General features: G+C 48.9%; 23 protein-coding genes and 1 riboswitch. Of the genes, 11 read left to right on the top strand and 12 right to left on the bottom strand.

All coding sequences use genetic code 11. From position 1 onward, the window contains the following. The first annotated feature begins 421 nt into the window (after positions 1 to 421). The gene (locus tag ABJ225_RS15050) at positions 422 to 1,504 is read left to right on the top strand and encodes an MBL fold metallo-hydrolase (protein WP_347320954.1); all 1,083 of its coding nucleotides are present in this window, start codon (positions 422 to 424) and stop codon (positions 1,502 to 1,504) included. Between the two features lie 22 nt (positions 1,505 to 1,526). Here ABJ225_RS15050 and ABJ225_RS15045 read toward each other — a convergent pair whose 3' ends face one another. From ABJ225_RS15045 to ABJ225_RS15035, 3 genes are all read right to left on the bottom strand, one after another. Continuing rightward, positions 1,527 to 2,504: an LLM class flavin-dependent oxidoreductase gene (locus tag ABJ225_RS15045; RefSeq protein ID WP_347320953.1), complete on the bottom strand. Its 978-nt coding sequence runs from the start codon at positions 2,502 to 2,504 to the stop codon at positions 1,527 to 1,529. A 119-nt stretch (positions 2,505 to 2,623) separates the two neighbouring features. After that, entirely contained in the window at positions 2,624 to 3,475 is an 852-nt protein-coding gene (locus tag ABJ225_RS15040) for a VOC family protein (protein WP_048013311.1), read from the bottom strand. Between the two features lie 15 nt (positions 3,476 to 3,490). Further along, positions 3,491 to 3,865, bottom strand: coding sequence for a DoxX family protein (locus ABJ225_RS15035; RefSeq protein WP_048013312.1), 375 nt, complete (start codon positions 3,863 to 3,865; stop codon positions 3,491 to 3,493). A gap of 146 nt (positions 3,866 to 4,011) precedes the next feature. On the opposite strand from ABJ225_RS15035, the gene ABJ225_RS15030 reads away from it, so the two are divergent. Together ABJ225_RS15030 and ABJ225_RS15025 are read left to right on the top strand one after the other, a co-directional pair. Beyond that, positions 4,012 to 4,323: a winged helix-turn-helix transcriptional regulator gene (locus ABJ225_RS15030; RefSeq protein ID WP_238282099.1), complete on the top strand. Its 312-nt coding sequence runs from the start codon at positions 4,012 to 4,014 to the stop codon at positions 4,321 to 4,323. 410 nt (positions 4,324 to 4,733) lie between these two features. Further along, entirely contained in the window at positions 4,734 to 5,930 is a 1,197-nt protein-coding gene (locus ABJ225_RS15025) for an MFS transporter (RefSeq protein ID WP_347320952.1), read from the top strand. A gap of 45 nt (positions 5,931 to 5,975) precedes the next feature. Here ABJ225_RS15025 and ABJ225_RS15020 read toward each other — a convergent pair whose 3' ends face one another. Further along, positions 5,976 to 7,163, bottom strand: a complete 1,188-nt coding sequence (locus ABJ225_RS15020) for an MFS transporter (RefSeq protein WP_218246562.1) — start codon at positions 7,161 to 7,163, stop codon at positions 5,976 to 5,978. A gap of 186 nt (positions 7,164 to 7,349) precedes the next feature. Between ABJ225_RS15020 and ABJ225_RS15015 the strand changes: the two genes are divergently transcribed. Both ABJ225_RS15015 and ABJ225_RS15010 read left to right on the top strand, forming a co-directional pair. Then, positions 7,350 to 7,790 carry a MarR family winged helix-turn-helix transcriptional regulator gene (locus ABJ225_RS15015; RefSeq protein ID WP_347320951.1) on the top strand — a complete coding sequence of 147 codons (441 nt, stop codon included), beginning with the start codon at positions 7,350 to 7,352 and terminating at the stop codon, positions 7,788 to 7,790. A gap of 16 nt (positions 7,791 to 7,806) precedes the next feature. Continuing rightward, positions 7,807 to 8,541 (top strand): sugar phosphate isomerase/epimerase family protein, encoded by a 735-nt coding sequence (locus tag ABJ225_RS15010; RefSeq protein ID WP_347320950.1) that lies wholly within the window; start codon positions 7,807 to 7,809, stop codon positions 8,539 to 8,541. Between the two features lie 113 nt (positions 8,542 to 8,654). On the opposite strand, the gene ABJ225_RS15005 is transcribed toward ABJ225_RS15010, so the two are convergent. Continuing rightward, positions 8,655 to 9,635, bottom strand: coding sequence for a zinc-binding dehydrogenase (locus tag ABJ225_RS15005; protein WP_347320949.1), 981 nt, complete (start codon positions 9,633 to 9,635; stop codon positions 8,655 to 8,657). A gap of 138 nt (positions 9,636 to 9,773) precedes the next feature. Between ABJ225_RS15005 and ABJ225_RS15000 the strand changes: the two genes are divergently transcribed. Next, on the top strand, positions 9,774 to 10,151 hold the full coding sequence (locus ABJ225_RS15000; protein WP_347320948.1) for a winged helix-turn-helix transcriptional regulator: 378 nt from the start codon (positions 9,774 to 9,776) through the stop codon (positions 10,149 to 10,151). Between the two features lie 67 nt (positions 10,152 to 10,218). Here ABJ225_RS15000 and ABJ225_RS14995 read toward each other — a convergent pair whose 3' ends face one another. The 3 genes from ABJ225_RS14995 to ABJ225_RS14985 form a co-directional block, all read right to left on the bottom strand. Continuing rightward, positions 10,219 to 11,163, bottom strand: a complete 945-nt coding sequence (locus ABJ225_RS14995) for an arginine deiminase family protein (protein WP_218246557.1) — start codon at positions 11,161 to 11,163, stop codon at positions 10,219 to 10,221. 81 nt (positions 11,164 to 11,244) lie between these two features. Continuing rightward, positions 11,245 to 11,973, bottom strand: coding sequence for a YqcI/YcgG family protein (locus ABJ225_RS14990; RefSeq protein ID WP_347320947.1), 729 nt, complete (start codon positions 11,971 to 11,973; stop codon positions 11,245 to 11,247). 60 nt (positions 11,974 to 12,033) lie between these two features. After that, positions 12,034 to 12,663 carry a LysE family transporter gene (locus ABJ225_RS14985; protein ID WP_079515621.1) on the bottom strand — a complete coding sequence of 210 codons (630 nt, stop codon included), beginning with the start codon at positions 12,661 to 12,663 and terminating at the stop codon, positions 12,034 to 12,036. Positions 12,664 to 12,815: 152 nt separating this feature from the next. On the opposite strand from ABJ225_RS14985, the gene ABJ225_RS14980 reads away from it, so the two are divergent. Both ABJ225_RS14980 and ABJ225_RS14975 read left to right on the top strand, forming a co-directional pair. Continuing rightward, positions 12,816 to 13,412 (top strand): spore coat protein, encoded by a 597-nt coding sequence (locus ABJ225_RS14980; RefSeq protein WP_056540914.1) that lies wholly within the window; start codon positions 12,816 to 12,818, stop codon positions 13,410 to 13,412. A 99-nt stretch (positions 13,413 to 13,511) separates the two neighbouring features. Further along, entirely contained in the window at positions 13,512 to 14,006 is a 495-nt protein-coding gene (locus ABJ225_RS14975; protein ID WP_053429252.1) for a L,D-transpeptidase family protein, read from the top strand. Here ABJ225_RS14975 and ABJ225_RS14970 read toward each other — a convergent pair whose 3' ends face one another. Further along, positions 14,007 to 15,197, bottom strand: coding sequence for an aspartate kinase (locus ABJ225_RS14970; RefSeq protein ID WP_347320946.1), 1,191 nt, complete (start codon positions 15,195 to 15,197; stop codon positions 14,007 to 14,009). A 24-nt stretch (positions 15,198 to 15,221) separates the two neighbouring features. Continuing rightward, on the bottom strand, positions 15,222 to 16,463 hold the full coding sequence (locus ABJ225_RS14965) for a homoserine dehydrogenase (RefSeq protein ID WP_347320945.1): 1,242 nt from the start codon (positions 16,461 to 16,463) through the stop codon (positions 15,222 to 15,224). 105 nt (positions 16,464 to 16,568) lie between these two features. Beyond that, positions 16,569 to 16,673, bottom strand: a riboswitch (SAM riboswitch). Between the two features lie 229 nt (positions 16,674 to 16,902). Here ABJ225_RS14965 and ABJ225_RS14960 point away from each other — a divergent pair. Beyond that, on the top strand, positions 16,903 to 18,288 hold the full coding sequence (locus tag ABJ225_RS14960; protein ID WP_218246552.1) for a DUF2254 domain-containing protein: 1,386 nt from the start codon (positions 16,903 to 16,905) through the stop codon (positions 18,286 to 18,288). Between the two features lie 73 nt (positions 18,289 to 18,361). Here the strand turns inward: ABJ225_RS14960 and ABJ225_RS14955 are convergent, their stop codons facing one another. Next, positions 18,362 to 20,065, bottom strand: a complete 1,704-nt coding sequence (locus ABJ225_RS14955; protein WP_347320944.1) for a M3 family oligoendopeptidase — start codon at positions 20,063 to 20,065, stop codon at positions 18,362 to 18,364. A 392-nt stretch (positions 20,066 to 20,457) separates the two neighbouring features. Between ABJ225_RS14955 and ABJ225_RS14950 the strand changes: the two genes are divergently transcribed. After that, on the top strand, positions 20,458 to 21,702 hold the full coding sequence (locus ABJ225_RS14950; RefSeq protein WP_218246550.1) for a DUF5068 domain-containing protein: 1,245 nt from the start codon (positions 20,458 to 20,460) through the stop codon (positions 21,700 to 21,702). Positions 21,703 to 21,964: 262 nt separating this feature from the next. After that, positions 21,965 to 22,378 (top strand): VOC family protein, encoded by a 414-nt coding sequence (locus tag ABJ225_RS14945; RefSeq protein ID WP_347320943.1) that lies wholly within the window; start codon positions 21,965 to 21,967, stop codon positions 22,376 to 22,378. A 37-nt stretch (positions 22,379 to 22,415) separates the two neighbouring features. On the opposite strand, the gene ABJ225_RS14940 is transcribed toward ABJ225_RS14945, so the two are convergent. After that, positions 22,416 to 23,798, bottom strand: coding sequence for a M28 family peptidase (locus ABJ225_RS14940; RefSeq protein ID WP_347320942.1), 1,383 nt, complete (start codon positions 23,796 to 23,798; stop codon positions 22,416 to 22,418). Positions 23,799 to 23,834 lie beyond the last annotated feature (36 nt).

Here is a 23,834-nt window from a genome sequence, read left to right as displayed (position 1 = left end):
GCCGGAAAGCAGCCGCCGCAGCGAAATGGAACGGTCTGCTTACTAAGAAATACCTGTCCAATGGAATAATAAATCAAGTAGATATTGAGAGAATTTAGTATGGCTACTTAACCAAGCACTTGAGACCCTTACACCATCAAAGAGTGCAATGAAGCGGAGGCGGCTGACTCCTGCGTGGATCAGAGGCAAAATTGAGACCCTGGAGGCGTAAGCCGAAGCGGCTCAAATGTCTCCCCGCCGAAAAGCAGCCTACGCAGCGAAATGGAACGTCTTCCTACTATTACTATTACATACAGACTCCACTCACAGTTCTTAGTACAAAATAACCAACACCACTTTTGACTATCCCCCATCTTGGACAGAATAACACTAATCAAGCTATACTTTTCCTATCTAGATCACTCTCGAAAGGAACGACGCCATGACTGCCATCATCACCATCGTCCTCATCCTGCTCATCTCCACCATCGCCATCCTGCGCTTCTACCCACCACTGGGGAGAAAGCCTTCCAGGACACGCGTGGAATCTTCCACAGCATTCAAGGATGGATCATTTTATAATAAAGAAGAAATCAATATGAGCACCGGCTTCTCCTCCAGCATCGGAATGCTCAAAGACTTCATAAAAAAAGACACGGAGCGGAAGCCTACAGAGGCCATTCCCATGGTCCAAATCAAGCCGGGAACCCATATACACGAGACAGCCATCACGTGGTTCGGTCATTCAGCCACTCTCCTGGAACTGGAGGGAAAACGGCTTCTCCTGGACCCCATGTTTGGAAAAGCTCCCACTCCATTTCCATGGCTTGCCGGAAACCGGTTCAGCAAAGACCTTCCATTCTCCACCGAAGATCTTCTGCCCATCGATGCCATCCTTTTTACACACGATCATTACGATCATCTGGATTATGGCACCATCAAACGATTGAAAGACCACATCCCTCAATTCTTTGTTCCGATCGGGGTCGGAAGTCATTTGGAACGTTGGGGAGTCGAGGCCGGGAGAATAATGGAAGCAGATTGGTGGGATGAACTGGATTGGAAGGGGCTGAAGCTTGCCTTTACGCCGTCGAGGCATTTTTCAGGACGGAGCGTGAATGATCGCAACGCTACGCTTTGGGGTTCCTGGTGCATTATGGGGAAATCAAAGAAAGTGTTTTATTCGGGGGATGGCGGTTATGGGTCTCATTTCAAGAAAATCGGAGAGCACTACGGACCGTTCGATCTGACCATCATGGAGTGCGGCCAATATGATACCCGCTGGAAAGACGTCCACATGATGCCGGAAGAGACCGCTCAGGCCCACCTTGATGTGGGTGGTGATTTCATGCTTCCCGTCCACTGGGGAGCATTCGTCCTTTCATTCCATTCCTGGACTGATCCAATCGAACGTGTATCTGCCTCTGCCCAGCAATTGAATATCCCCCTCCTAACCCCCAAGATCGGGGAGCGACTGGTAGTCGAAAAAGGAGAGAGGGGCACACCCCACTGGTGGAAAGCATAAGGACCTGATCCTTATGCTTTATTTATAAGATGGCATCGGCCAAAAGTTCATACGACCTTTTCTTCGCCTCAAAGTCGGCTATGTTCGTGATGATCATGAACTCGTCCGTCCTGTATACTTCACTGAGCATATCCAGCTCTTCTTTCACCTTCTGGGGAGCTCCGATGAGCATCCGCTTTCGGTTTTCTTTGACCTTCTCTATTTCCGAAGGTCGTAGAATCCTGCTTTCCGCAGATGCATGCGTAGGAATGCGGGTGTCGATGCCCCTTTCAACTTCAAGCAGCCAATGATCCTGTGTCATGGCAAGGCGCTCGGCTTCTTCCTGTGTCGGGGCACAGACGACGAAAATGCACACGTTGCTCTTTGGATCCTGAAGTCCTGCTGATGGCCGGAACTGTTCATGATAAAGATCCATCGCCCTCTTCCCGTTGGCCGGTGAGATGAAATGACCGAAGGTGAACGCTGTCCCGAGCTCCGCCGCAAGCCTTGCTCCCCTGTGGGTGATGCCGAGGATCCACGGAAGCACACGTCCTTCTGTCATGGGGTATGCTCGGACCTTGGATTCTTCCAGGTTCCACAAGTAGGACTGAAGATTCTCTACTTGATGAGGGAATTCGTTCATGCTCTTTTTCACTCCATCCGTAAGGGCGATCCTGGTCTCATACGACCCACCCGGTGATTGACCGATTCCAAGGTCGATCCTGCCGGGAAAAAGCGTCTCGAGGACCTTGAAATCTTCCGCGATCTTCAACGGACTGTATTGAGGCAGGAGGACGCCTCCAGAACCGATCCGGATCCTCTCTGTAATGGACGCAAGATGTGAGATAAGCACCTGTGGAGCAGTCCCCGCCATGCCGTTTGTATTATGATGCTCTGCGACCCAGAACCTTGTATAGCCCCATTCTTCTGCCAGCCGCGCAAGCTCCCCTGTCTGTTTGAACGCCTCCCCCGCCTCTTCTCCTACGGTCCGGACCGTTTGATCCAATACGCTTAATTTCATGAGTCACGCCCCTTTCTTGTTGTATCATTATCCCACTTTCATGAGTGGTTTAACACGGAATTGCTCATATCAGTTCAACCAAAAAAAGGGGTCCCGTACAGTGCGGGAGACCCTTCTTCTTAGATGGTGATCAACTTGATTTTATTACCTGCCGGGTCTTCGGTCAGGAACCCATCTTCGGACACGTCTGCCTTCGCTCCGATTGCCCGGAGGTTCGCTGCCGCTTCATCGAGCGCGGACTGAGATGGATATATGAGCGTATAGGCATCCAGGCCAACCTGGTTCTCTGCCGGACGCGGCGCCCCTGTCCCGTTCCACGTGTTCAGTCCGATATGATGGTGATAGCGCCCTGTCGACATGAAGATCGCCTGGCCCCCGTAGCGGGTGACGACATCGAATCCGAGTCCGTCATGGTAGAACGCCTCGGCTGCCTTCAGGTCGTCTACATGGAGATGGATATGTCCCATGACCGTTTCGGCAGGAAGACCCGTCCACGGCTCGTCATTTGATTCAGCAAGGACGGCTCGTGCATCCACAGGCTCGGTACCCATCCTGACCTGATCGCCGTTCCATACCCAATCGGATGATGGGCGGTCGCGATAGATTTCGATTCCGTTGCCGTCCGGGTCAGAAAGATACAGGGCTTCGCTGACTTCATGATCCCCTGATCCGAGTTGGATGTTGGACGCGAGAAGATGATGGAGACTCTTGCCCAGTTCCTTCCGTGAAGGCAACAGGATGGCAAAATGATAGAGCCCTGTCGTTCTCCCCTGTTTTGCCTGCACTCCTTCCGGCTGGATGATCGTGAGAAGGGGCACCTTCCCATCAGCGGTCAGGACCACCTTATGGCCGCCGTGTTCCAAAACATCAAAACCGATGACCTCTTTGTAAAACGAGAGCGAGCGCTCCAGATCTGTCACCTTGATTGTCACATTCCCAACATACGTATTCGGAGATTCATGAAATCCCATTGCGCTGTTCCTCCTCTATGCTTTCTTCCAGCGATTATCTAATGCAAAAGCAGATTGACTTGATAAAATGAAGTAAACCGACATGGCCAGCAGGGCCACATCCAATTCATAGCCTCCCACAAAACCGGCAGAAAATTTAACCGTCACGATGGCACCGAGCATAACCAAGGTAAATAGGACGGCGATGATTCTTGTTCCAAGCCCGAGGATCATGGCCACGCCTCCCACTAGCTCGATGACTGCTACGATATAGGCCATGAATCCCGGGATTCCCATACTCGAGAAGAAGTCCGCAGTATTGGAGAGCCCTCCCTGAAATTTATCCAGCCCGTGGACAAAAAATGTAAATCCAAGAACGATACGTAAAATGAATGAAGCGATTGAGTGCATAAAGATCTGTTCCTCCTTGTTGTAATAAACCATAAGGTTACTTTATGTAACTTACTTTACTTAAATAACTAAGTTATGTCAAGTAAATAAATTACTAAAAAACTTCAAATGTGGTATACTAGGCATATAGAAGGAGGCGCAAGGCTGTGAAACAATCAGAAATTTGTCCTCGATTCGAGAAAGCGATCGGTATCCTCAGTCAGAGATGGACGACCTTGATCATCTATCAGCTATTGAACGGTCCTCAGCGGAACAGTGCCATCAAAGATGCTATCGGGATCAGCGGACGGCTGCTCTCAGAAAGATTGAAGGACCTTGAGGAAGAAGGAATCATCAAACGCACCGTTTACCCCGAGACACCCGTAAGGATCGAATACTCCCTCACGGATAAGGGGTATTCCCTTGAACCTTTGATAAAGGGGATCGAGGAATGGTCCCAGGATTGGATCCACCTATAAAAAGAGGCTGAGACAAATATGTTTTAGTCATAGTAAAACCCGAATCATTTGCCTACGATAAAGCAAATGATTCGGGTTTTAAATTCGTTTAATGAAAATTAAAATTTCATTGTTTCCAGCGGTTGATCGGAGTGCAAGACGAAGACTCCAGCGGGAAGAGTAGCTGATGTGAGACCCCGCAGGCGTGCCGAGGAGGCTCACGGGCTACCCGCGGAAAGCGAAGTCTTGCACGGAGATCATGAGCGGTAGTAAGATCCTATACTGATCGTGTTCGGCATTAAAGGGGCCTTTTTTAGTTTTGTCCCATCTTCATTGTTTGTCATACAGTTACATAAATTGAAAAGACTTGTTCCAAACATAGCCCTTCCAGTGTATATTTAGAGGAGCGAAATAACGGAAGGAGGTTGCGTATGTGGAAAAACAAAAACGTATGGATCCTGCTGAGCGGTGAGTTCATCGCAGGACTCGGGCTGTGGCTTGGGATCATCGGGAACCTCGAGTTCATGCAGGAAAAAGTACCGTCGGATTTCATGAAATCCCTGATTCTTGCTTCGGGATTGCTTGCCGGTCTCGCCGTCGGCCCCTATGCTGGGAAGCTGATTGACAGGATGAAGAAAAAAACGGTCATGCTGGCTGCAGGTTTCATCCGGGTGGTGAGCGTGGTGTTCATGCTGATCGCCATCCACACCGGGTCCGTCCTATGGATGGTCGTTTTCCTCATGGTGATCCAGCTCTCTGCTGCATTCTATTTCCCTGCGCTTCAGGCAGCGATCCCCATGGTCGTAAAGGGAAAAGAGCTCCTGCAGATGAACGGGGTCCACATGAATGTGTCCACTCTATCAAGGATTCTCGGGACGGCACTTGGAGGCGTGCTCCTGGTCATCATGCCACTCTACATGCTTTATATCCTTTCCCTTTTGGCGTATGCCATCCTATTCGGCCTCACCTGGTTCCTTTCATTCCAGGAAGAAGGGGCATCGACGGTGGCAAAAGGGAAATCAGGTGGATTCAAAGAAGTCTTCCCGGTGCTGAAGAATCTTCCCATCGTCTCCATGACGCTGATCATGACCCTCATCCCCCTCCTGTTCATAGGGGGATTCAACCTGATGGTCATCAACATCAGTGAAATCCAGGACAGTACCGCCATCAAGGGATGGATCTATACGGCTGAGGGCATCTCGTTCATGATAGGTGCCTTCGCCGTGAAGCGAATCGGAGAAAAGATTTCCCCTTACAGAATCCTGTTCACCTTCTCATTCATCATCGGGATTGCCCAACTGGTTCTGTACTTTGCCGGGAACCCGATACTTTCGGTGCTGTCGTTCATCATCTTCGGTTTTGCCGTCGGCTGCTTCTTCCCGACTGCGGCCACCATCTTCCAGACGAGGATGCCGAAAGACTATCACGGGAGGTTCTTCTCGTTCCGGAACATGCTCGACCGGATGGCCTTCCAGGTTGTCCTTCTCATGACAGGACTGCTTCTCGATCTTGTCGGGTTGCCTGTCATGACCGTCCTGTTCGGCGGATTCTCACTGATCATGACCACGATCTTCTACGTGAGATTCAAGGCACTGCAAGAGGAGAAGACTCAAGAAATCAACGTATAAAAAAAGACTGGAGACTCCTCTGTGGGGCTCCAGTCTTTCTTGTTTTTATGAAGCTTCAGATGTTTCCAACTGACGGCCACGGCGTTTCTTTGAGACCCATGCGTAGGCAGCGATTGTGATGATGATGATGCTTCCGCAAACCACGTAAAGGGATGAGTATCCCAGATGGGATGAAACAATTCCGAGAGCAAATGAACCAATGGCAATTCCAAGGTCATACATGATAAAGAATGTAGACGTGGCATGCCCGGTCCGTTCTTTCGGTGCTTTCTGGATGGCCATGGTCTGATAACTTGGGAGCAGTGCCCCATACCCAAGACCAATCAATCCTGCGGAAACCAACAGCAGTCCTGTTGTATGCGTCACGCTGAGCATGAACAACCCGATGGCAAAAATCACAAGGGACGGATAGATGACGGCACTTGGACCTGAGCGGTCGAACAGGCGGCCCGTGAACGGTCTTGATAGCAGCATGACCGCTGCAAATACAACAAAGAACAAGCTGACTGATTCGAACAAACCAAGGGCTTTCGCGTACACCGAGATGAACGACATGATCCCGGAGTATGCAAGGGACGTCAAGAATCCTACGAATGCAATCGGCAATGCCTTGAATTCAAAGATGTCTTCAAGGGTCATACGTCCTTTCGGCGATACCTTCGTTTTCTCCTCTTCTACCACTTCGATTCCGAACGAGCAGGCAAAGCCGATCAGCAATACGACAGCCAGACCAAGGAAAATCATTTTAAACGGAAGGATCTGAAGCAGAGCCAATGATAGGAATGGTCCTACAACGACAGCAAGGTTCATGGACATGGCGAAATAGCCAAGCCCTTCCCCTTTACGCTCTGCAGGTACCATATCTGCAGCAAGCGTCATGAGGACGGTGGAACACAGGGCGAAAAAGATCCCGTGTACAAAACGCAATACCATCAACAGGAAGAAGCTGTTGACGAACGGATAAACGAAGGTAAAGATACAAAATAAAAAAATGCCGGCGAGAAGTACTTTTCTCTTACCGAACACCTCAAGGATCTTACCTGCAAATAAACGGACGATGATAGCTGCAATCAAGAAAATCGTTGTCACAAGTCCTGCCTGTCCTTCATTTCCTTGAAGATCATCCAGCACATATACCGGCAGTATGGTCAACAACGAGTAAAAGACGAGGAACATAAAGAAGTTATTAATGACGGTCATGATGAATGGCCGCGTCCAGATTGGCTTATTCATAACATTTCTCCTAACTTTTATTTAATTTACTAACTTAATTAATGTCATGCTAATTATAACGCGGATTTGTGAATTTGTAAACATAGTTGCCATGACAACTACTTGCGTCTATGATAAAATTACCCTTCCTCATCCACATTTACGTTATGATAGAGGCAAGAATCTACTATTAGCAGGTGATGAAAAATGAACACGACTTTTGATGAATCCATCGGTTTGAATACGAGTCACACGATCCGGAACGTCATCCGGTATCTTACCGTCCATTTGAAGGAATTTGATCTTACGCCGGAGCAGTGGACCGTACTGAAGCGCCTGGCAGCCAACGATGGGATCAGCCAGAAAGCATTGGCTGAGCTTGCCGACAAGGACCAGCCTACCGTCACAAGAATCCTCGATATCCTTGAACGCAAAAATCTGATTACGAAGAAAAAGAATATCGACGATCGCCGCTCCTTCTTGATCCACATCACGGATAAAGGGAAGAACGTCAAGCAGGAACTAACTCCCTTCATTGAGGATGTATTTGAATATCAGATTTTAAAAGGGATTCCTGAAGAGAAGTTAGAAGTTTATAAGGAAGTCCTTCAACTCATCAATCAGAATATGAGGGACAGGACGGACTGAAGGAGGAGACGGAACCTTGAGGAAAATACCTGTTGCACTGCAGCTGTATACGCTGAGGGAGGAAGTGGACAAGGATTTCAAAGGTACATTGAGAAAAGTGGCTGAGATGGGGTTCGACGGAGTCGAGCTTGCAGGTCACGGCGGGCTGGATATCCTGGAGGTTAAGGAGGCACTTCAATCCTGTGGACTGCAGGTCATTTCCAGCCATGTGCCCCTCGCAGATCTGCGGAATGATCTGAAGAAGGTCTTGGAGGAGCAATTGGAGCTCGGTGTGAAATTCATTGTATGCCCATATCTGACTGAAGAAGAGCGTGACTATGCGCTTTTGATCTCAGACTTGAATGCCATTGGCAAACGCTGTCACGAAGCCGGCCTCACCCTTTGCTATCACCATCACGATTTCGAAGTGCTGACAGAATATAATGGACGCCCTGCCCTTTCTTCTATATTGGAAGAAACGAGCGTAAAGGCGGAGCTCGATCTATACTGGCTGACATATGCCGGGGAAAATCCGGCCAAGTGGATCGAACGCTACCATCCTCCCCTTGTTCACTTAAAGGATATGACCACTGATGGGGAACGCTTCTTCGCGGAACTGGGAACTGGTGGTGTTGACCTGAAGCCTGTCTTCGCCCTAGAGGAAAGCGCTAACATCCAGTGGTGGATCGTTGAACAGGATGCCTCGAAGACGAGCCCCATCGAAAGCGTGAGGAAAAGCATGGATTATTTAAAACAGATTGGATTTGCCTAACGAAGAAAGAATTCTGCTTGCACTTCGGCAGGATTCTTTTTCTTTGCCCAGATCCCGTACAATTAAAAAAAGACCCGCGCCTCGGGGGCCGGGTCAAACTTCCTGTCTGTATCTTACTTGATCACTGCCACGATTTTCCCTTTCACATGTCGTTCGGAAAGACGTTTGAGAGCGACTGGTACTTCTTCCAAGCCCACCGTTTCTCCTAGCATGGGATCGATCTTACCGCTTGCCACAAGGTCAAGCAGGGCATCGCCGATGACCGCGAAATCTTTTTCGGCGTGACGATCTCCTGCATGATGACCCGCCTGCAGGGCAATTTCATGGACAGACGGCACGATGGAGAATGGTGATACACCAGAAAGGTCGGGGGCCCCGGCGATGTAAGCGATATGCCCCATATAGGCAAGCATGTCCAATGATTCCGTGGCACTTTGCCTGCTGACGGAGTCCACTACTGCGTCAACTCCACGTCCATCGGTCAGTTCCCTCACCTTCTTCACGACATCTTCCTTTTTGTAGTCGACGACGTAATCCGCTCCAAGGGATTTCACATATTCATGGTTGTGCTCAGACGCCGTGGAGATGATCGTCTTTCCTTGAAGCTTCGCAAGCTGGACGCCGAATCCACCGACGCCGCCTGCTCCTCCGTGAATCAGGATCGTCTGGATGTGATCCAGTGGCAATTTCCGATGAATGGCCTGGTAAGCTGTGTATCCGGCAGTAGGCAATGCGGCTGCTTCTTCGAATGAAACCGAATCCGGAATGATAGATACCGAGTGAGCTTTTACCGTACTGAATTCAGCAAATGATCCTTTCTTGGTCCAATCTCCGTGATAAAGGACGCGGTCTCCTACTTTTGGATGGTCAACGCCTTCCCCAAGTTCAACCACAACCCCCGCCCCGTCAAGACCGAGGATATGAGGATAGCTCCAAGCGGCATTTCCATTGGTACCTGTTTTATAATCAACCGGATTCAATCCTGCCGCATGAATTTCAACCAGGACTTCTCCTTTTCCGGGTGAAGGACGATCCACTTCCTCAACCTTCATCTCTTCCCATTGATTCTTCCCTTTTAACAGCAGTGCTTTCATCTATATTTCCTCCTTTATTTTCATACTATGAACTGATAACTTCTAGGTATAGAATATATACTGTCTAACTATACCGCAAGTAGGCACTATTCTGTGCCCCAGTTACCGAATGGAAACCATACAGGGAGGAGAAACACCATGAAAGAACTTCAGCAAGACTACCACTGTGCCATTGATATGGTCATTGAGTTGATCGGAGGAAAGTGGAAAGTATTGATTTTATGGAATCTGAACGAAGGGGACAAACGCTTTAATGAGTTGAGGCGCTCCATCCCGGACATCACCCAGAAGATGCTCACCCAGCAATTACGGGAACTGGAGGCCCATGGTCTTGTGTCCCGCACTGTATTCCAGGAAGTCCCTCCCAGAGTGGAATATGCCACGACTACCCTCGGCAAAAAGCTTCAGAAAACCCTCTTTGAAATGTGCAGATGGGGAGATGATTATGCAGAGGAAAAGGGCGTCAACATGAACCGCTGCTGGACGACGTATGACTTCATGGAGAAACAGACCTGATTCCAGGCTCGAATACATGACAGCATTCAACACTATTTCCCGGGAAACGGGTTGAATGCTGTTGAAACTAGGCGCGTATGAATGGCAAGGTCATACAGCGGATCCCTCCGCCCCCTTTTTCCAATTCATTCACGTCCACTTCGATGATGCGTAATTGCTTCCGTTTCGGGTGTTCCTTCAGGATGTGCCTGTTCATTTTCGTGGAGACAAGCAAGGTTTCCGGATTCAGATTCAGGAAATTGATATCCGCTACCGTATGGGACACGTCGTCGGTCCAAAGGATGTCATAACCATGCCGCCTCAGGAAATCCCCAAGCATATAATAATGTGATCCCCCCTCATGGACGACCTGTACAGGCAGGAAACGCATATATCCTTTAGCCAGGATCACGCCTTCACCCACCGCATTGAGATTCATATCCAGATGAAGGGTATCGCCTCTCCTCGGGAGATCGATGATGGCGATTTCACTATAGCCTGCGGCAAACATCTTCCCCTGCACGGCTTCGATGCTTTCGATACTTGTCCTTAGACCCGTATTGACGAGGATTGCGTCTTTATTTAACAGCATAAGATCCCCGTACTCCAGTGCCTTCAGTTCATTGTTATCCTCAATCCGGAAAATATCAGGTTCGAACCATTCACTGAAGAGACGGTGGGAATGCGCATACTCTGGTGCCCTCATTGATGTCCCGGCATCTCCGGGGATCAGACGGTCACGAAACACACAAGCAAGATCCCTCACAAAGATCCTGTTGATGAGTTGACGGCTCAGCGCAGCATCATCCTCCTTCAGATAGTCCGCATAATCAATGACCTTGACACCTTCCGACTCCATCGCTGCCTTCATCGCCTGGAAGTTTTCCAACGCGATCTCGTGATCAACAGGTTTTTCCCACTGCACGTAATCGGCTGTTTTTTGATCGGGAACGTCCAGGGTGGAAGGGGAACATACCAGTACGGTCTTCAATTCACCAAATTCATTTTCACATCTCGGCTGTATCTTATCCATGTCTTTGCCTCCATCATTTCATATGCTCATTAGAATCCCCCTTGCATCATCCGAGCATACAAAAAAAGAGACAAGGAACCCTCATCTCTTAGCGGCTTTCAAGCTATTCAAAAATGGACATTTACTAATGGAGGCATCATCATCTCCCAGATAGTATTGTTGCCATTCAAAATTATCTTCCTGACCGTACCACTTCAAACTAGGATGAACCTCTACCTCATCGTACTTCTCAAGGCGATATCTGATGATTTTTTTCATTTTCTGACCAATGGGTGTTCCTGAATTGATTTCTTCGAACACCCATCGCGGCTGAAAGGCCATCATGAAGTAAGGGAAGTGCCGGCTCTTCCGCTTTTGATGAGCAGGGGTCGCACAGAATGCAAAGTACGACTCTCCGTGATGACAGAATTCCCATGAATGATGGGAGGGATCTTTAGAAATGCCTTCAGGCCATGGTACGGGGTCATCTGCGTGAAGCTGATTCAGCAGCGCCCAGAATCGATCCCTGAATCCATCGACTGTTCCTTCCTTCCATTCAAAGAATACGACCAAGGAGGTAAATGTGCCGGCTGACCTCGACATGCGTGTATATTCTGACAGCATAGAAGCAAGTTTTCCACCTGCGGCTTCCGGTTCGCCTGAAGCGAAGCCGTACCTTACCATATCTTTTTGAAAGCCTTGAACTCCTGGAACGCAAGGGTATGGCTGATCACGATTTTCCATCATACCCTTGAAATAGTCGTATGCCTCTTGCTCCCATTCTTTCATCGCGTCCCTGTTTCCTTCGATCCATTCACGATTCAGAATCATTGGTGTCCCCCCTCGGAAATACACCACATGATATGTAACGGTCATGAACTGGGTGTCTGTCTAGGAGAACAATACATCCGCTGCACGGATGGCAAAGTAAATGCCGAAGCCGAACATGACCACTCCAGAGAGTATCGAGATGAGACGCAATGCACCCGGACGGACATATTTCTTGGCGCCCGTGGCAATGAAGGCCATGGTGATATCCCAAATCGTGATTCCGATAAAAATCCCCAGGCTATATAGGAGGACATGACCTGTTCCGTAGGAGGAAGTCGTTTGAGCCAGGATCGAGCCGTAAATCCCAAGCCAAAAAATGATGCTGAGGGGATTGGATAGTGCCATGATAAAACCTGTCCATAGCGATTTTCTCTTGGACTCTCCTTCAGCCCCCTGTTGCGGTTGCATCAGTTCATGGGATTTCGCAATACTTTCAATACCCGTGAAGATCAGGATGAACGCACCCGACATCCACAGGATCAATTGGATGATCGGCGTGTCGATGAACGGTGCGAGCCCAAAGTAAATGGCAAGCATGAAGATGGCGTCGGCTCCCATGCCTCCGACGCCTACGAGCCATGAATGCCAAAACCCATAGCGTATCCCCTTGTCCAACTGAGCCGCATTGATTGGCCCCATCGGTGCAGACAAAGATAATCCCAGGAAGATATAACTGAAGAAAATACTCATGAATGCCCACCTTTACCACGTCTTTCTTCCATTGTATTCAGGCTTGTCTTGAAATAGTCGTGGATATTGTAGTGGGGACCTTCTGCTTTGCATGTAATCCTGCGCAGTGTACATACTAAATGGCGAATGACAGTTTCCAGGAGGGATACACAATGGACCAACAGCCTTTCAACCAGCAACACATGCAGGCACCGCCGAATCATGGCGGGCATGAACTATTTGATGCCCACGAAGTGATTGCAGGAATCATCTCCATGCTTGATCAGTATCAAATGTATGAGCCCCATATTCAGGATCCGGCCCTGAAGGACATCCTTCATCGCCAGTCCTCATTTGTGACAACGCTATATAATACCATTGTCGAAAGCTTCTCAACAGGCAGCAAGCCTCAGGTTCCGACACAGGTTTACGAGATGACGCAGGAGCATCAAACCGTTTATGGCATCAAAGCAGGAGCGCCCAAAAAGCCGAATGCGTCTGTACAGGACCTATCGGACAATGGCTTATCCGCTTACATGCTCGGTCAGACCAAGTCACTCGCCTCCCTTCTTGCCATGACGGCCCTTGAAATGACCAATCCCGTCCTGAGAAGAGTGGTGGCAGACAGCGTGCCGAACTTCATCGAGATGAGCTACGAAACCTTCCTTTATCAGAATAAACATGGGTACTATCAGGTTCCTCAGCTGCAGGCTCAGGACATGGCCCTCATGCTTCAAAGCTATGCCCCTTCCAATCAAACTAAGCATTGATCAAAAAATCCCGTCCTTCGTTTTGAAGGACGGGATTTTTCACATGCCCACCCATCCAGACATATGATGGTTGATAAAAAGGCATGGAGGTGTATTTCGTTGATCCATATTGTCAAGACAGGAGAAACGCTGTATCAGATTGCCACCGATTTCCGTAAGCCCCTTAAGACCATCATCGATGCCAATCCCGGTGTGAGCCCGGGAGCGATTTATCCAGGGCAGCCCATTGTCATTCCTGGCATCCCGAATACCCATACCATCCCGTACAGGATCGAGGTTTCAGTGAATAAACGGTGGCTCCGCCTTTATAAAAATGGAACACTGGTGAAGCAATATCCCATAGCAGTAGGAAGGATGCTCCATGAAACCCCGATCGGTGAGTTCATCGTGATCAACAAATCTCCCAATCCAGGTGGTCCATATGGGACGATGTGGATGAGCTTGTCGAAGCAAGGTTATGGCATCCATGGAACCAACGATCCAAGCTCGATTGGAAAAGCGGTATCGGCTGGATGCATCCGGATGCAGAATAAGGACGTGGAGGAGCTGGCAGGAATCATCCCGGTGGGAACACCTGTCATGATCACCCCTTGATCACCTCACGACCCTTTTGGCCCCGGAAGCATCGAGACCGGCAAACGTGTGGAGCACGTCAGCAGCTCTGTAAATATCCTCCGACCCGATAAGGGCCGTTACCTTTTCCGGATCTTCATGGATGGAAGATACATCGATTCCGGAATCACCAAGAGCGGACCTCACCCCGAACCTCAGAATGTCTGAACCTGGTGATTTCACGATGGTCACTTTTGCCTGCTCCACCTTCTTCGAGAATTCCTGGCCAAGATCGCGCAACAGATGCTCGACGTCGCTGCGGTCAGACGCATCCACCGTCAGGGTCAGATCCTGCCCCTTCCAGTGCAAATCGGGTTTCACGTGGATGACTTCGAGGGATTCCTTGAGAAGGGATTCCAACCCGTAAGCGGCATCCTTCATACTGATGGAGGCGACCTCATCTTTGAACGCAACTCCGACAGGGCCCCGATCAGTGATATGAATGTGGTCATCCACGAGTGTTCCCTCGCCTTTGATCAAGCCTGGAAGGATACGGAATGGAATCCTGCTCTTTTTTGAATGAAAGACGGCCCTGGGATGGATGACAGCTGCCCCGGAATCAGCGAGACAGAGAACCTCACGGTAGGTAAGATGTGGGATTCTCGTCGCAGCAGGGACAACCCGGGGATCGGTCGTATAGATCCCATCTACGTCCGTATAGATATCACAGCGCTCCGCACCAAGGGCTGCAGCAAGGGCCGTCGCCGTCGTATCGGAACCTCCCCTTCCAAGGGTCGTGATTTCACAGGCATCTGTGAATCCCTGGAATCCCGCCACCACAGGGATGATTCCTTTACGGAGCTCATCCTGCACCCGGGATGGGTCGATCCCTTTTATCCTGGCCTTCCCATGGACGCCATCTGTTCTGATGCCCGCTTGTCGCCCAGTAAGGGAGACGGCTTTGAATCCCGCCTCTTGAATCGACAGGGTCAACAGGGCAATGGTGATTTGTTCACCAGTGGATAACAGGAGGTCCATTTCCCGTTTCGGTGGATGGGCCGTGATTTCCCCCGCGAGCTTCGTCAAATGGTCGGTCGTGTCACCCATAGCGGACACGACGACGGCCACTTCTTTCCCCTTTTGCTTCTCACGGATGACATGCTGGGCCATCCGTTTGATTCTTTCCACCGATCCCACTGAGGTGCCTCCGAATTTCTGTACGATGATCTCCACCATGTCCCCTTCTTTCGTAAATAGTTAACGTACCGATGCTTCCCTTTTCAGTCTGGACTCGAGGGGAAGTTCCTTCAAGACAGGATAGGGCTGCAGCCTCTCATCTGCTTGCTGCACTGCGTTCAACTCTTCTTCACTACCTCTGATGAAGAGATACAGGTGGCCACTCAGTGTGATGCGGTCCAACAGATCAAAGCGGTCGACCCATTCCGGCAATGCCTCATCCGGAGTCCTCACCACCCATTCACCATCACGGCCGGAAAGGGATTCGACTCCTATTCTGGCACGCGTCTCGGAAGATGCGTATCTTCCTTCGATCAGTGAGAGAAAATCCTCCACCATCGCACTTCCTGTAGGTAATTTACCCGCTCCCGGTCCTGAAAGAGTGACCCTTCCCACCAGGCTCCCTTTTACAGACACAACGTTTTCAACATTCTCCACTCCATAAAAAGGATGGGATTCCTTCACCAATACGGGTTCCACTACCCCGCTTATGCTTTCCCTGTCCCTTTGAATTGACCCGACATGCTTGAACCGGAGGGAGAAGGATTCAGCGGCCTGCAACCAATCGCTGGTTAGATCCGTGATCCCTTTTTTCGGGACCGCTTCCCAGTCGGGCTGACAATGGAAGGCTGCTCGACTGAGGATCATGAGCTTATAGAAGGCATCCTGTCCTCCAACATCACTGGTGGGATCTGCTTCTGCGTATCCTTTTTCCTGAGCAATAGAAAGGGCCCGCTCGAAGGACAAGCCTTCTTTCCTCATCTGGGAAAGGATGAAATTGGAGGTCCCATTCAATATGCCTTGAATATGTGTGATTTCATTCACATTCAGAAGTTGCCTGATGGCACCGATAATGGGAAGTCCTCCTGCCGTAGTCGCTTCAAATCCGACTGCGACTGCCCGTTCACGCGCACGTGTCAAAAGGTCCTCACCCTTCGAGGCAAACATCGCCTTATTGGCCGTTACAACATGGATCCCCCGTTCGATGGCCTTGGTGAGATAGGTGTAACCAGGTTCTTCCCCGACAATCGCTTCAAACAAGACATCGATGCCCTCATCTTCCAGGATTTCGTCAAAGTCCGTCGTGACCTTGATGCTTGGATCAATCTCTCTTTCCTTTAATGGGTCTTTGATCAAGATGGCACGGATCCGCACCTCTTTTCCCGTGATATCCTTGATCCTTTCGCGATGTGTGTCCAGGGCTTCGTATACTCCCTGACCGACGGTTCCGAATCCGAGTAGTGCTACGTGCAATTCTGACATGTTTCTTCCTCCTAAAGGGTTGAATGACTTGGTTGAAAGATGGCAGGGGAAACAAAAAAGTCCCCTTCTTATGGTTAAGAAGAGGGCTTATCAGGCAGGCTCCTCCCCTTATCTTCCAGATCACCATCGATCTGTAGGAATTGGCACCTTTCATGATTGCAGGTTGCCGGGCTTCATCGGGCCTATTCCCTCCGCCGCTCTAGATAAGAGTGTGTGTTTTTCTGGTTTGTTCAGTCAATAAGTATGAGTAGGATTATATAGGGGATCAGGGCTTTACGTCAATAGGTTTTTTATCTTTTCTGATAATTAGACTCTTTTCGACCCCTTAAAAACAGGGCTAAAAAAGATTTATTTAAAATACCTCAAAATACGTTTTAACCCGCACATGGAGGGAAACAAATGACTACTCAACACCATTCAGAAAGGATCGGGTTACACCATGTTTAAGAAATTCCTGCCAAATGACGTCCAAAAGTACCTGCTCATGTCCAAAAGACAGCGGGCTCACGAAATCCAGCTCACCATCTGGTTCATGCCCTTCCTTTACATCTGCCTGTCCCTGCTGCTTGTGGCATGCACCTTGTTCCTAGATCTGAAAGTAGAGCTGTCTCATTATGTACCAAAGCTCTTCAGCATGAATGCATCGGTCACAAGGACGCTTGTCAGCACCCTGATCGGCGGGGTCCTCACTCTGAGCGCCTTTACCTTGAACTCCCTTCTCGTCGTCCTTACGACATTCAGTGGACAGTTCTCGCCCCGCATGCTGCTGAATTTCATTTCCGATAAAAAGACTCAGCATGCTCTCGGCATCTTCAATGGGAGCTTTGTCTTTGTACTATTCATCTTCCTCTTCATCGGAAGTTCAAAGAAAGAAATGTTCACCGCCGCACCCGTCTTGACCGTCATCGTTGCCTTCATTGCGGCCATCACCTTCATCTTCTTCATCAACCACGCCTCTACGTGGATGCAGGTCCATAATATCACCTACAACATGAAGAAGGTATCCGAAGTCATGATCAATCAAACACTGAAAAAAGATCTGGAATGCCACCGGACAAAGGATGATCATCCCCAGTTCGATCTGGATGAAAGCAAGTGCCTGAATGTCAAAGCAAAGGCTTCTGGCTACGTACAGATTATCGACTTTCATTCCATGATTGAGAAAGCTCGGGAGGATGGGATCATCGTACGTCTGCACTTCAAGATCGGCGATTTCGTCCTCTGCGGCAACGACATTATCTGCCTTTACGGTGCGGATGAAAAAAAAGTCGATATGGAAAAATATCTAGCTCTAATTGAAATCGGACATAAAGAAACGGAAATTCAGGATCTTCAAATGGGAATGCATAAACTGGCAGAGGTGGCCATTAAATCTCTAGGCAATGATGATCCAAAAACAGCATCCAATACCATTCACCAGATTACGGATCTGATGCTCACCATCAATCATCATCTGTCATTCTCTCCTTATTTAATTGACGATGATGAGGATGTTAGGGTCATTCTCGAGATTGAAGACTTTGATTATTACCTGTATCGCGGATTCGGATACGTCAGGCATTATGCCAGGGGCAACCACCTGATCATCACTGATATCGTCAAGGCTCTTTCACGTCTTTCAGAAACCCTTCCGCGCGAACGGCATCAATGCCTGTGGGACTTCGCCGCCAACACCATCGATCATATAGAAGAATCCGTGATCTATGAACTGGATAAAACCTTCTTGCTCACCGAACTGAAAATCCTTGCCAAAATCACCGGTCATACTGATGAGTACCAACACATCCACCATAGATTTTATCCCGATGCCAATCGGAACGTATAACTGATGTTTCTCGTACGAATACAAAAAGAGCCCATTGGAAGCCGTAAAGCCCGCATCCGATGGGTTCTTTTTGTTATGAATTCTTCACGATGGATCCTTCAAGTTCATCAATCTCTTTTTCCACGAACGCCACAAGCCCCTTGATCATATCAGCGGAAAAATCAAAAGATAGTCCTGCCGCTTCATACACATCGGATAGAGAAGCCGTATTCCCGAGACGGAGCGCTTCCTTGTACCCTTCGATTGCCCGAGCGGGGTCTTCTTTGTAGATCCGGTAGAGTTGCAATGCCCCAAGCTGGGCGATGACATACTCGATGTAATAGAAAGGGACCTCAAAAATATGAAGGACAAAGAGCCACTGCTTCTTCTTCACCTCTTCATACCCACTCCAATCCTCTTCCGACGACAGATAGCTGTCTACGATCCTTCCGTACGCCTCTGATCGCTCCTCCTTGGAATGACCAGGGTTCTCGTACATCCAGTGCTGGAACTCATCGACCCTTATTCCTGACGGGAAGAATTGGATGATGTCCCTCAGCATATCAAGTTTGGCCTGACGCACCTGCTCTTCGGAATAAAAATGATCCCAGTGATCCATGGACAATAACTCCATTCCCATGCTCGCAAGCTCAGCCGATTCCATCGGGGTCGCCCGGTCAAAAGCAAGGGGGAGAGTCCGTTTGAAATCATTGTGGATGCAGTGCCCCATTTCATGGATCAGAGTCGTCACATCCCCATGGGTGCCCGAGGCATTCATGAAAATGAACGATAGACCGGAAACAGGTAGCGATTCACAGAAACCTCCCGGGGACTTATTCTTCCTCGTCTCAAGATCCAACAGCCCCTTCGTATCCATCAGGTGGAGAAGTTCAGAAAATCGAGGAGAAATCTCTCCCAATACGCGTCCGGTCTTCTCCACCAGTTCGTCACCTGTCTTGAATGGTCGCAGGGGCTCTTCATCCAGCGGCACGGCCCTATGATCATATGGACGGATGGATTCCACGCCCAACTCTTCTGTTTTTTTGGACAAGATCCTTCCGATTGCCGGCACAACATGCTCACGGATCGAATCCGCCAGCTCCTTGCAGTCTTCCGGTGTATAGTCGAAACGATTATATTTCTTGAACATATAATCCCGGTAGTTCGCCAGACCGCTGTTGGCAGCCTTCTGCTCGCGGATCACCATGAGCTCATCCATGATTTCTTGTAGTTCCTCTTCCACCCCACCGAGGGCTCCGAATAGTTGATCGTAGACCTTTTTCCGTTTCGTCCGGTCCGGATCTTCGAGCAGGGGAAACAGCTGGGGAATCGTCAGTTGCTCTCCTTCCCACTCTGCCGTCAGAGCCCCCGTCAGTTCAAAGTATCGCGTGGCAAGCCGGTCCTCCTTTACTTCAAGATCAATATTTTCTTCCCTGTAGAGTTCTGCAGCCGTTTGTTTACTCCTGATAAGGCGTCCATATACGTTTTTATCCAATTCATGTGGACTCGATAACAACTTTTGATCCAGCTGCGCTTCATACCTCTTAAGGAGGGGCAGCACATGCTCCTGATCGAACTGATACGTTTCCTGAACCTCTGTATCCTGATTGTGGGTCTGGAAATCGATGTAATGGCCATCAAGGGCTTCCCGAAGTTCATCCTGATAATCCGATACCTGTTTCAGCCAGTCTTCCACCTCTTCGGCGTTATGAAACGGAGCCGCCAGAAACTCTTCGAATCTCGTTTTCATCGCTTCTATATTTCTCATATCATGGGTTTCTACATACACCTTTGACATCTTCTCTCCCCCTTTTAACTCTCTTAATTTTACCATTAAAATCCATACACACTCAACTTTTCGGCCGTCCTGGTTTACAAAATGACAGATATGGGAAAAAACAGATCGAAAGAACCAAGTAAAGGTAGTAAAAGGGAAATCATCTTCACTATCACATTTATTCCATTATTAGGATTTATATGGAATCGTTATCCTTATTGATTCCATCTCTCTTCCAAAATCCCAACTTCTTCTTCCTTTTGATGATAAGGACTTTTTTCCTCAATCAAGATCAAGGTGATAGTACCTATTCTTTCATGAGAGAGCAAGCAAAGAATGAATAATGGTGATTGATAGAATTTGGAGATTTCCCTTATACTGTTAAAGGTTCAAACTAGAAAGGAAGTCATAGCATGCAGAAGAAATGGATCTTGGCAGGAACGATCGCCGGTATGCTCGCATTGACCACCGCATGTGGAAACAGCGACACGGCAGCAAAGAAAACAGATGAGGATAAAAAATCCGAACAAAAAGCAGAAAAGAAGGAACAAACCGAGAAAGAGACTTCAGGAGCAAAACTCGAGAAAAAGGATTCCTCTTCCACCCAATCACAATCAGGCTTGATCAATCCTGATCTCGAAGCAAATCTTCCAGACGCCACCCTGGACGTCGTCTATGAAAACGATGAGCCCGGCATAGAATTGAAATCAAATAATATGTCCTTCATGGTAGACCGTTATCAAGTGGTTCACGTCAGTAATGCACCTGCTGGTGAGTTCGATGGAGATGAAGCGTATATCGTATCCATGAATGGAAGCATCGATAATCAAACCAATGGAGATCTCTACTTCAACAACCCGGATATCCTCGGAACGGATCAGTTCGATACGCATATGATGAAGCTCGACTACTCAAGGGAAGTCAGGCTGCACCCGGAGATGGACGGAACCGTTGATGATCCCGCCCACTACCAAAAGGGCGAGAAGCAAGAAGGCATACTCGAATACATATTGACGAAAGAGGAATACGAGACCCTCAAGGATGCCAATGTGAAGTTCCGCGTCGCCCAAAGCTCTGCCGATAAGGACTTCTCGGAGAAAGTCAGCGATGAAAAAGTCTTTGATCTTCCCCTATCGGGAGAAAATGCCGAAAAGCAAACGGCTGTTTCAAAGGAATTCTACCCTGACAGCATCCTGAAAGATAATGTGGCAGAAAAAGAGATGCTAGCAAAAAATGAATCCATCGGTAAAACCGAAACCGGTGAGAAGGTGGACGTCACACTCGATGGCGTGCAGTTCACGAAGCTGACGCCTACGGAAAGCTACCAAGATGCCTTCACAGGATTCGGTGACGAAAACATCGTGGCTGCCACGGTCAAAGTGACAGTGAAAAACAACACAGATGCCGACATTACACTCGACCAGTTCAGCACGTTCCTATCAACCGACAAGGTACAATACCTCGATGAAGGTTCCCTTGCGTTTGATACAGGAAGCATCAAGCCTGGTGAAACCGGTGAGAAGTACCTCGTTTACCTCATGAAGGAAAAGAGCGACTACGGAGAAGCGAAAGATTTCACCTTCCGACTGACCCACCTCACCAATCAAGATGGAAAAGACCTGTTGAAGAAAGAACTTTCATTTGATGTGCCAAAGTAATGAAAAAAGTCACAAAACGAAAAGGGACCATTTACGGACCAACACGATCAGTATAGGTTCTTAATAGCGCTCATGATTTCCGTGCAAGCGCTGGAAACGAAGAACCCGAATTCACTTGCCAGATCCTAAGCAAATGAATTCGGGTTTTTCTATGACAAAAACACTTTTGTCCCAACCTCTTCTTTTCATATCCACTCCACACCCGCCATGGTATAATCATTTTTGTAAGCGTTATCTACCATTTTCAATGAGGAGTGTTTACATGTCGATCAACATTTATCTCAACTTTAATGGAAACTGTCGCGAAGCCGTCTTATTCTATGCAGATGTCTTCCGCACGGAACCCCCACACATCATGACCTTCAAAGAAGCCCCGCCAAGCCCTGATTTCCCCCTCCCGGAAGAAGCAAAGGAATTGATCCTCCATGCCAATATCGTCATCGACGGCGAAAAGATCATGTTCTCAGACACCTTCCCCGGCACACCCTTCATGGAAGGAAATAATATCACGTTAGCCATCGTCAAAGACAATAAGGACGTACTAACAGAACTCTTTGATCGCCTAAAAGAAGATGGCCATGTGGATATGCCTCTGCAGGAAACGTTCTGGAGCCCCCTCTACGGCGGGGTTACGGACAAGTTCGGCATCCAGTGGCAGTTCAACTACGAAGAATGATAGAAGCCTGCTGGCCGATCGGCCAGCAGGCTTTTGATTACCTTATATTCTTTTCATGGACGGAATCTTTTGATGCTTTCACCTTTGAAGCCGATTTAGGCTTCGGACCTTGGTGGTCAGGACGAGCCTGCTCATATACCGCGGCCCCTACAATTTCGGCTACATCCTGCAGCTTCTCTTTGCTGATTTTATCGATTGTATCCTCGGGAGTATGGTACCATGGCTCAAACGGACTGTGGATGAAGGCTCCCGCTGGGATTCCCGCTTCAGCAAACGGAACATGATCGCTCCTACCGCCTTCACCGATCGGCGTCGGGAATCCGTTCAATCGCTCGCTTGCAGCCTGGGATAGCTCCGTTACGAGGTTCGGGCTTCCATCGAGTGTGCGGAGGACCAGATCACCTGCGTCCCTGCTACCCACCATGTCGAGATTGAAGTACCCGATAATCCGGTCACGTTCTGTTTGCGGCAGGGAATCTACATAGTGATAGGACCCCAGCAGACCCAATTCTTCAGCCCCGAATGTAATGAAGCGTATCTCTGTATCTGTCGGTACATTTTTGAACACCTTTGCGAGTTCCAAGGTAACAGCTGTTCCCGACGCATCATCGTTCGCGCCAGGAGCCCCTTCTACTGAATCATGATGGGCCCCGATGATAAGCACATCATCCGTTGCTTTTTTCTTATTGACCGGAGCTTTCGAGGCAATGACATTTTGAGAGGTGCGCTCCGATGTTTCCGCTCCCTCGATCGTCAGCCGGACGGTCTCTCCGATATGTCGGCGCAGCTCTTCTCCTTCGGCCTTGGAAAGGGTGATGGCCGGTATGTAGCGATCATCCGGTTCTCCCAATGTCCCGCTCAGCGAGCCATCCGTATTGTTGTAGATGATGACCCCTGCGGCTCCTGCTTCAGAAGCATTGACGATCTTCTGTGCAAACGTGATTTCCCCTCGCTGGATAAGAACGATCTTCCCGTCTACATCTACTCCATCAAAGTCTCCTACTCTTCCAAGCCCTGCAGAAACGAGCTCGCCTGACACATCACCACTAACCGAGTAAGTGAATGCATCCGGGTTCCACTCGCCTTGCACCCCTGACAGTTCGATTGCAGTAGGTGCCGTGTACCCTATAAAGGTAAAGGGTTGAAGGGTCACGTCATACCCGTACGATTCAAATTGTCGTTTTACATACCTGATGGCATTTGCCTCGGATTCTGTCCCGGCTACCCTCGGTGTTTGTTGAAGATGGTCGATCGTCTGATAGATTCGCTCCGAATCGATTTTCTTGATCAGGTTCCGCTCATGCGGATTTTGCATGAGCTCCTTTCCTGGTTCAGGTGCCCCTGCAATGGCTGGTTGAAGTCCAACAGCACCAAACGATAGGGTCGTCGCAAGAGCAATGGATACGACAGATTTTTTCAAACGGTTTCCTCCTCTACTCATTTGATAGAATAGTAA

The organism is Rossellomorea sp. RS05, assembly GCF_039822645.1.
Classification (GTDB): domain Bacteria; phylum Bacillota; class Bacilli; order Bacillales; family Bacillaceae_B; genus Rossellomorea; species Rossellomorea marisflavi_B.
This window is presented reverse-complemented; position numbering and strand designations above follow the sequence as displayed.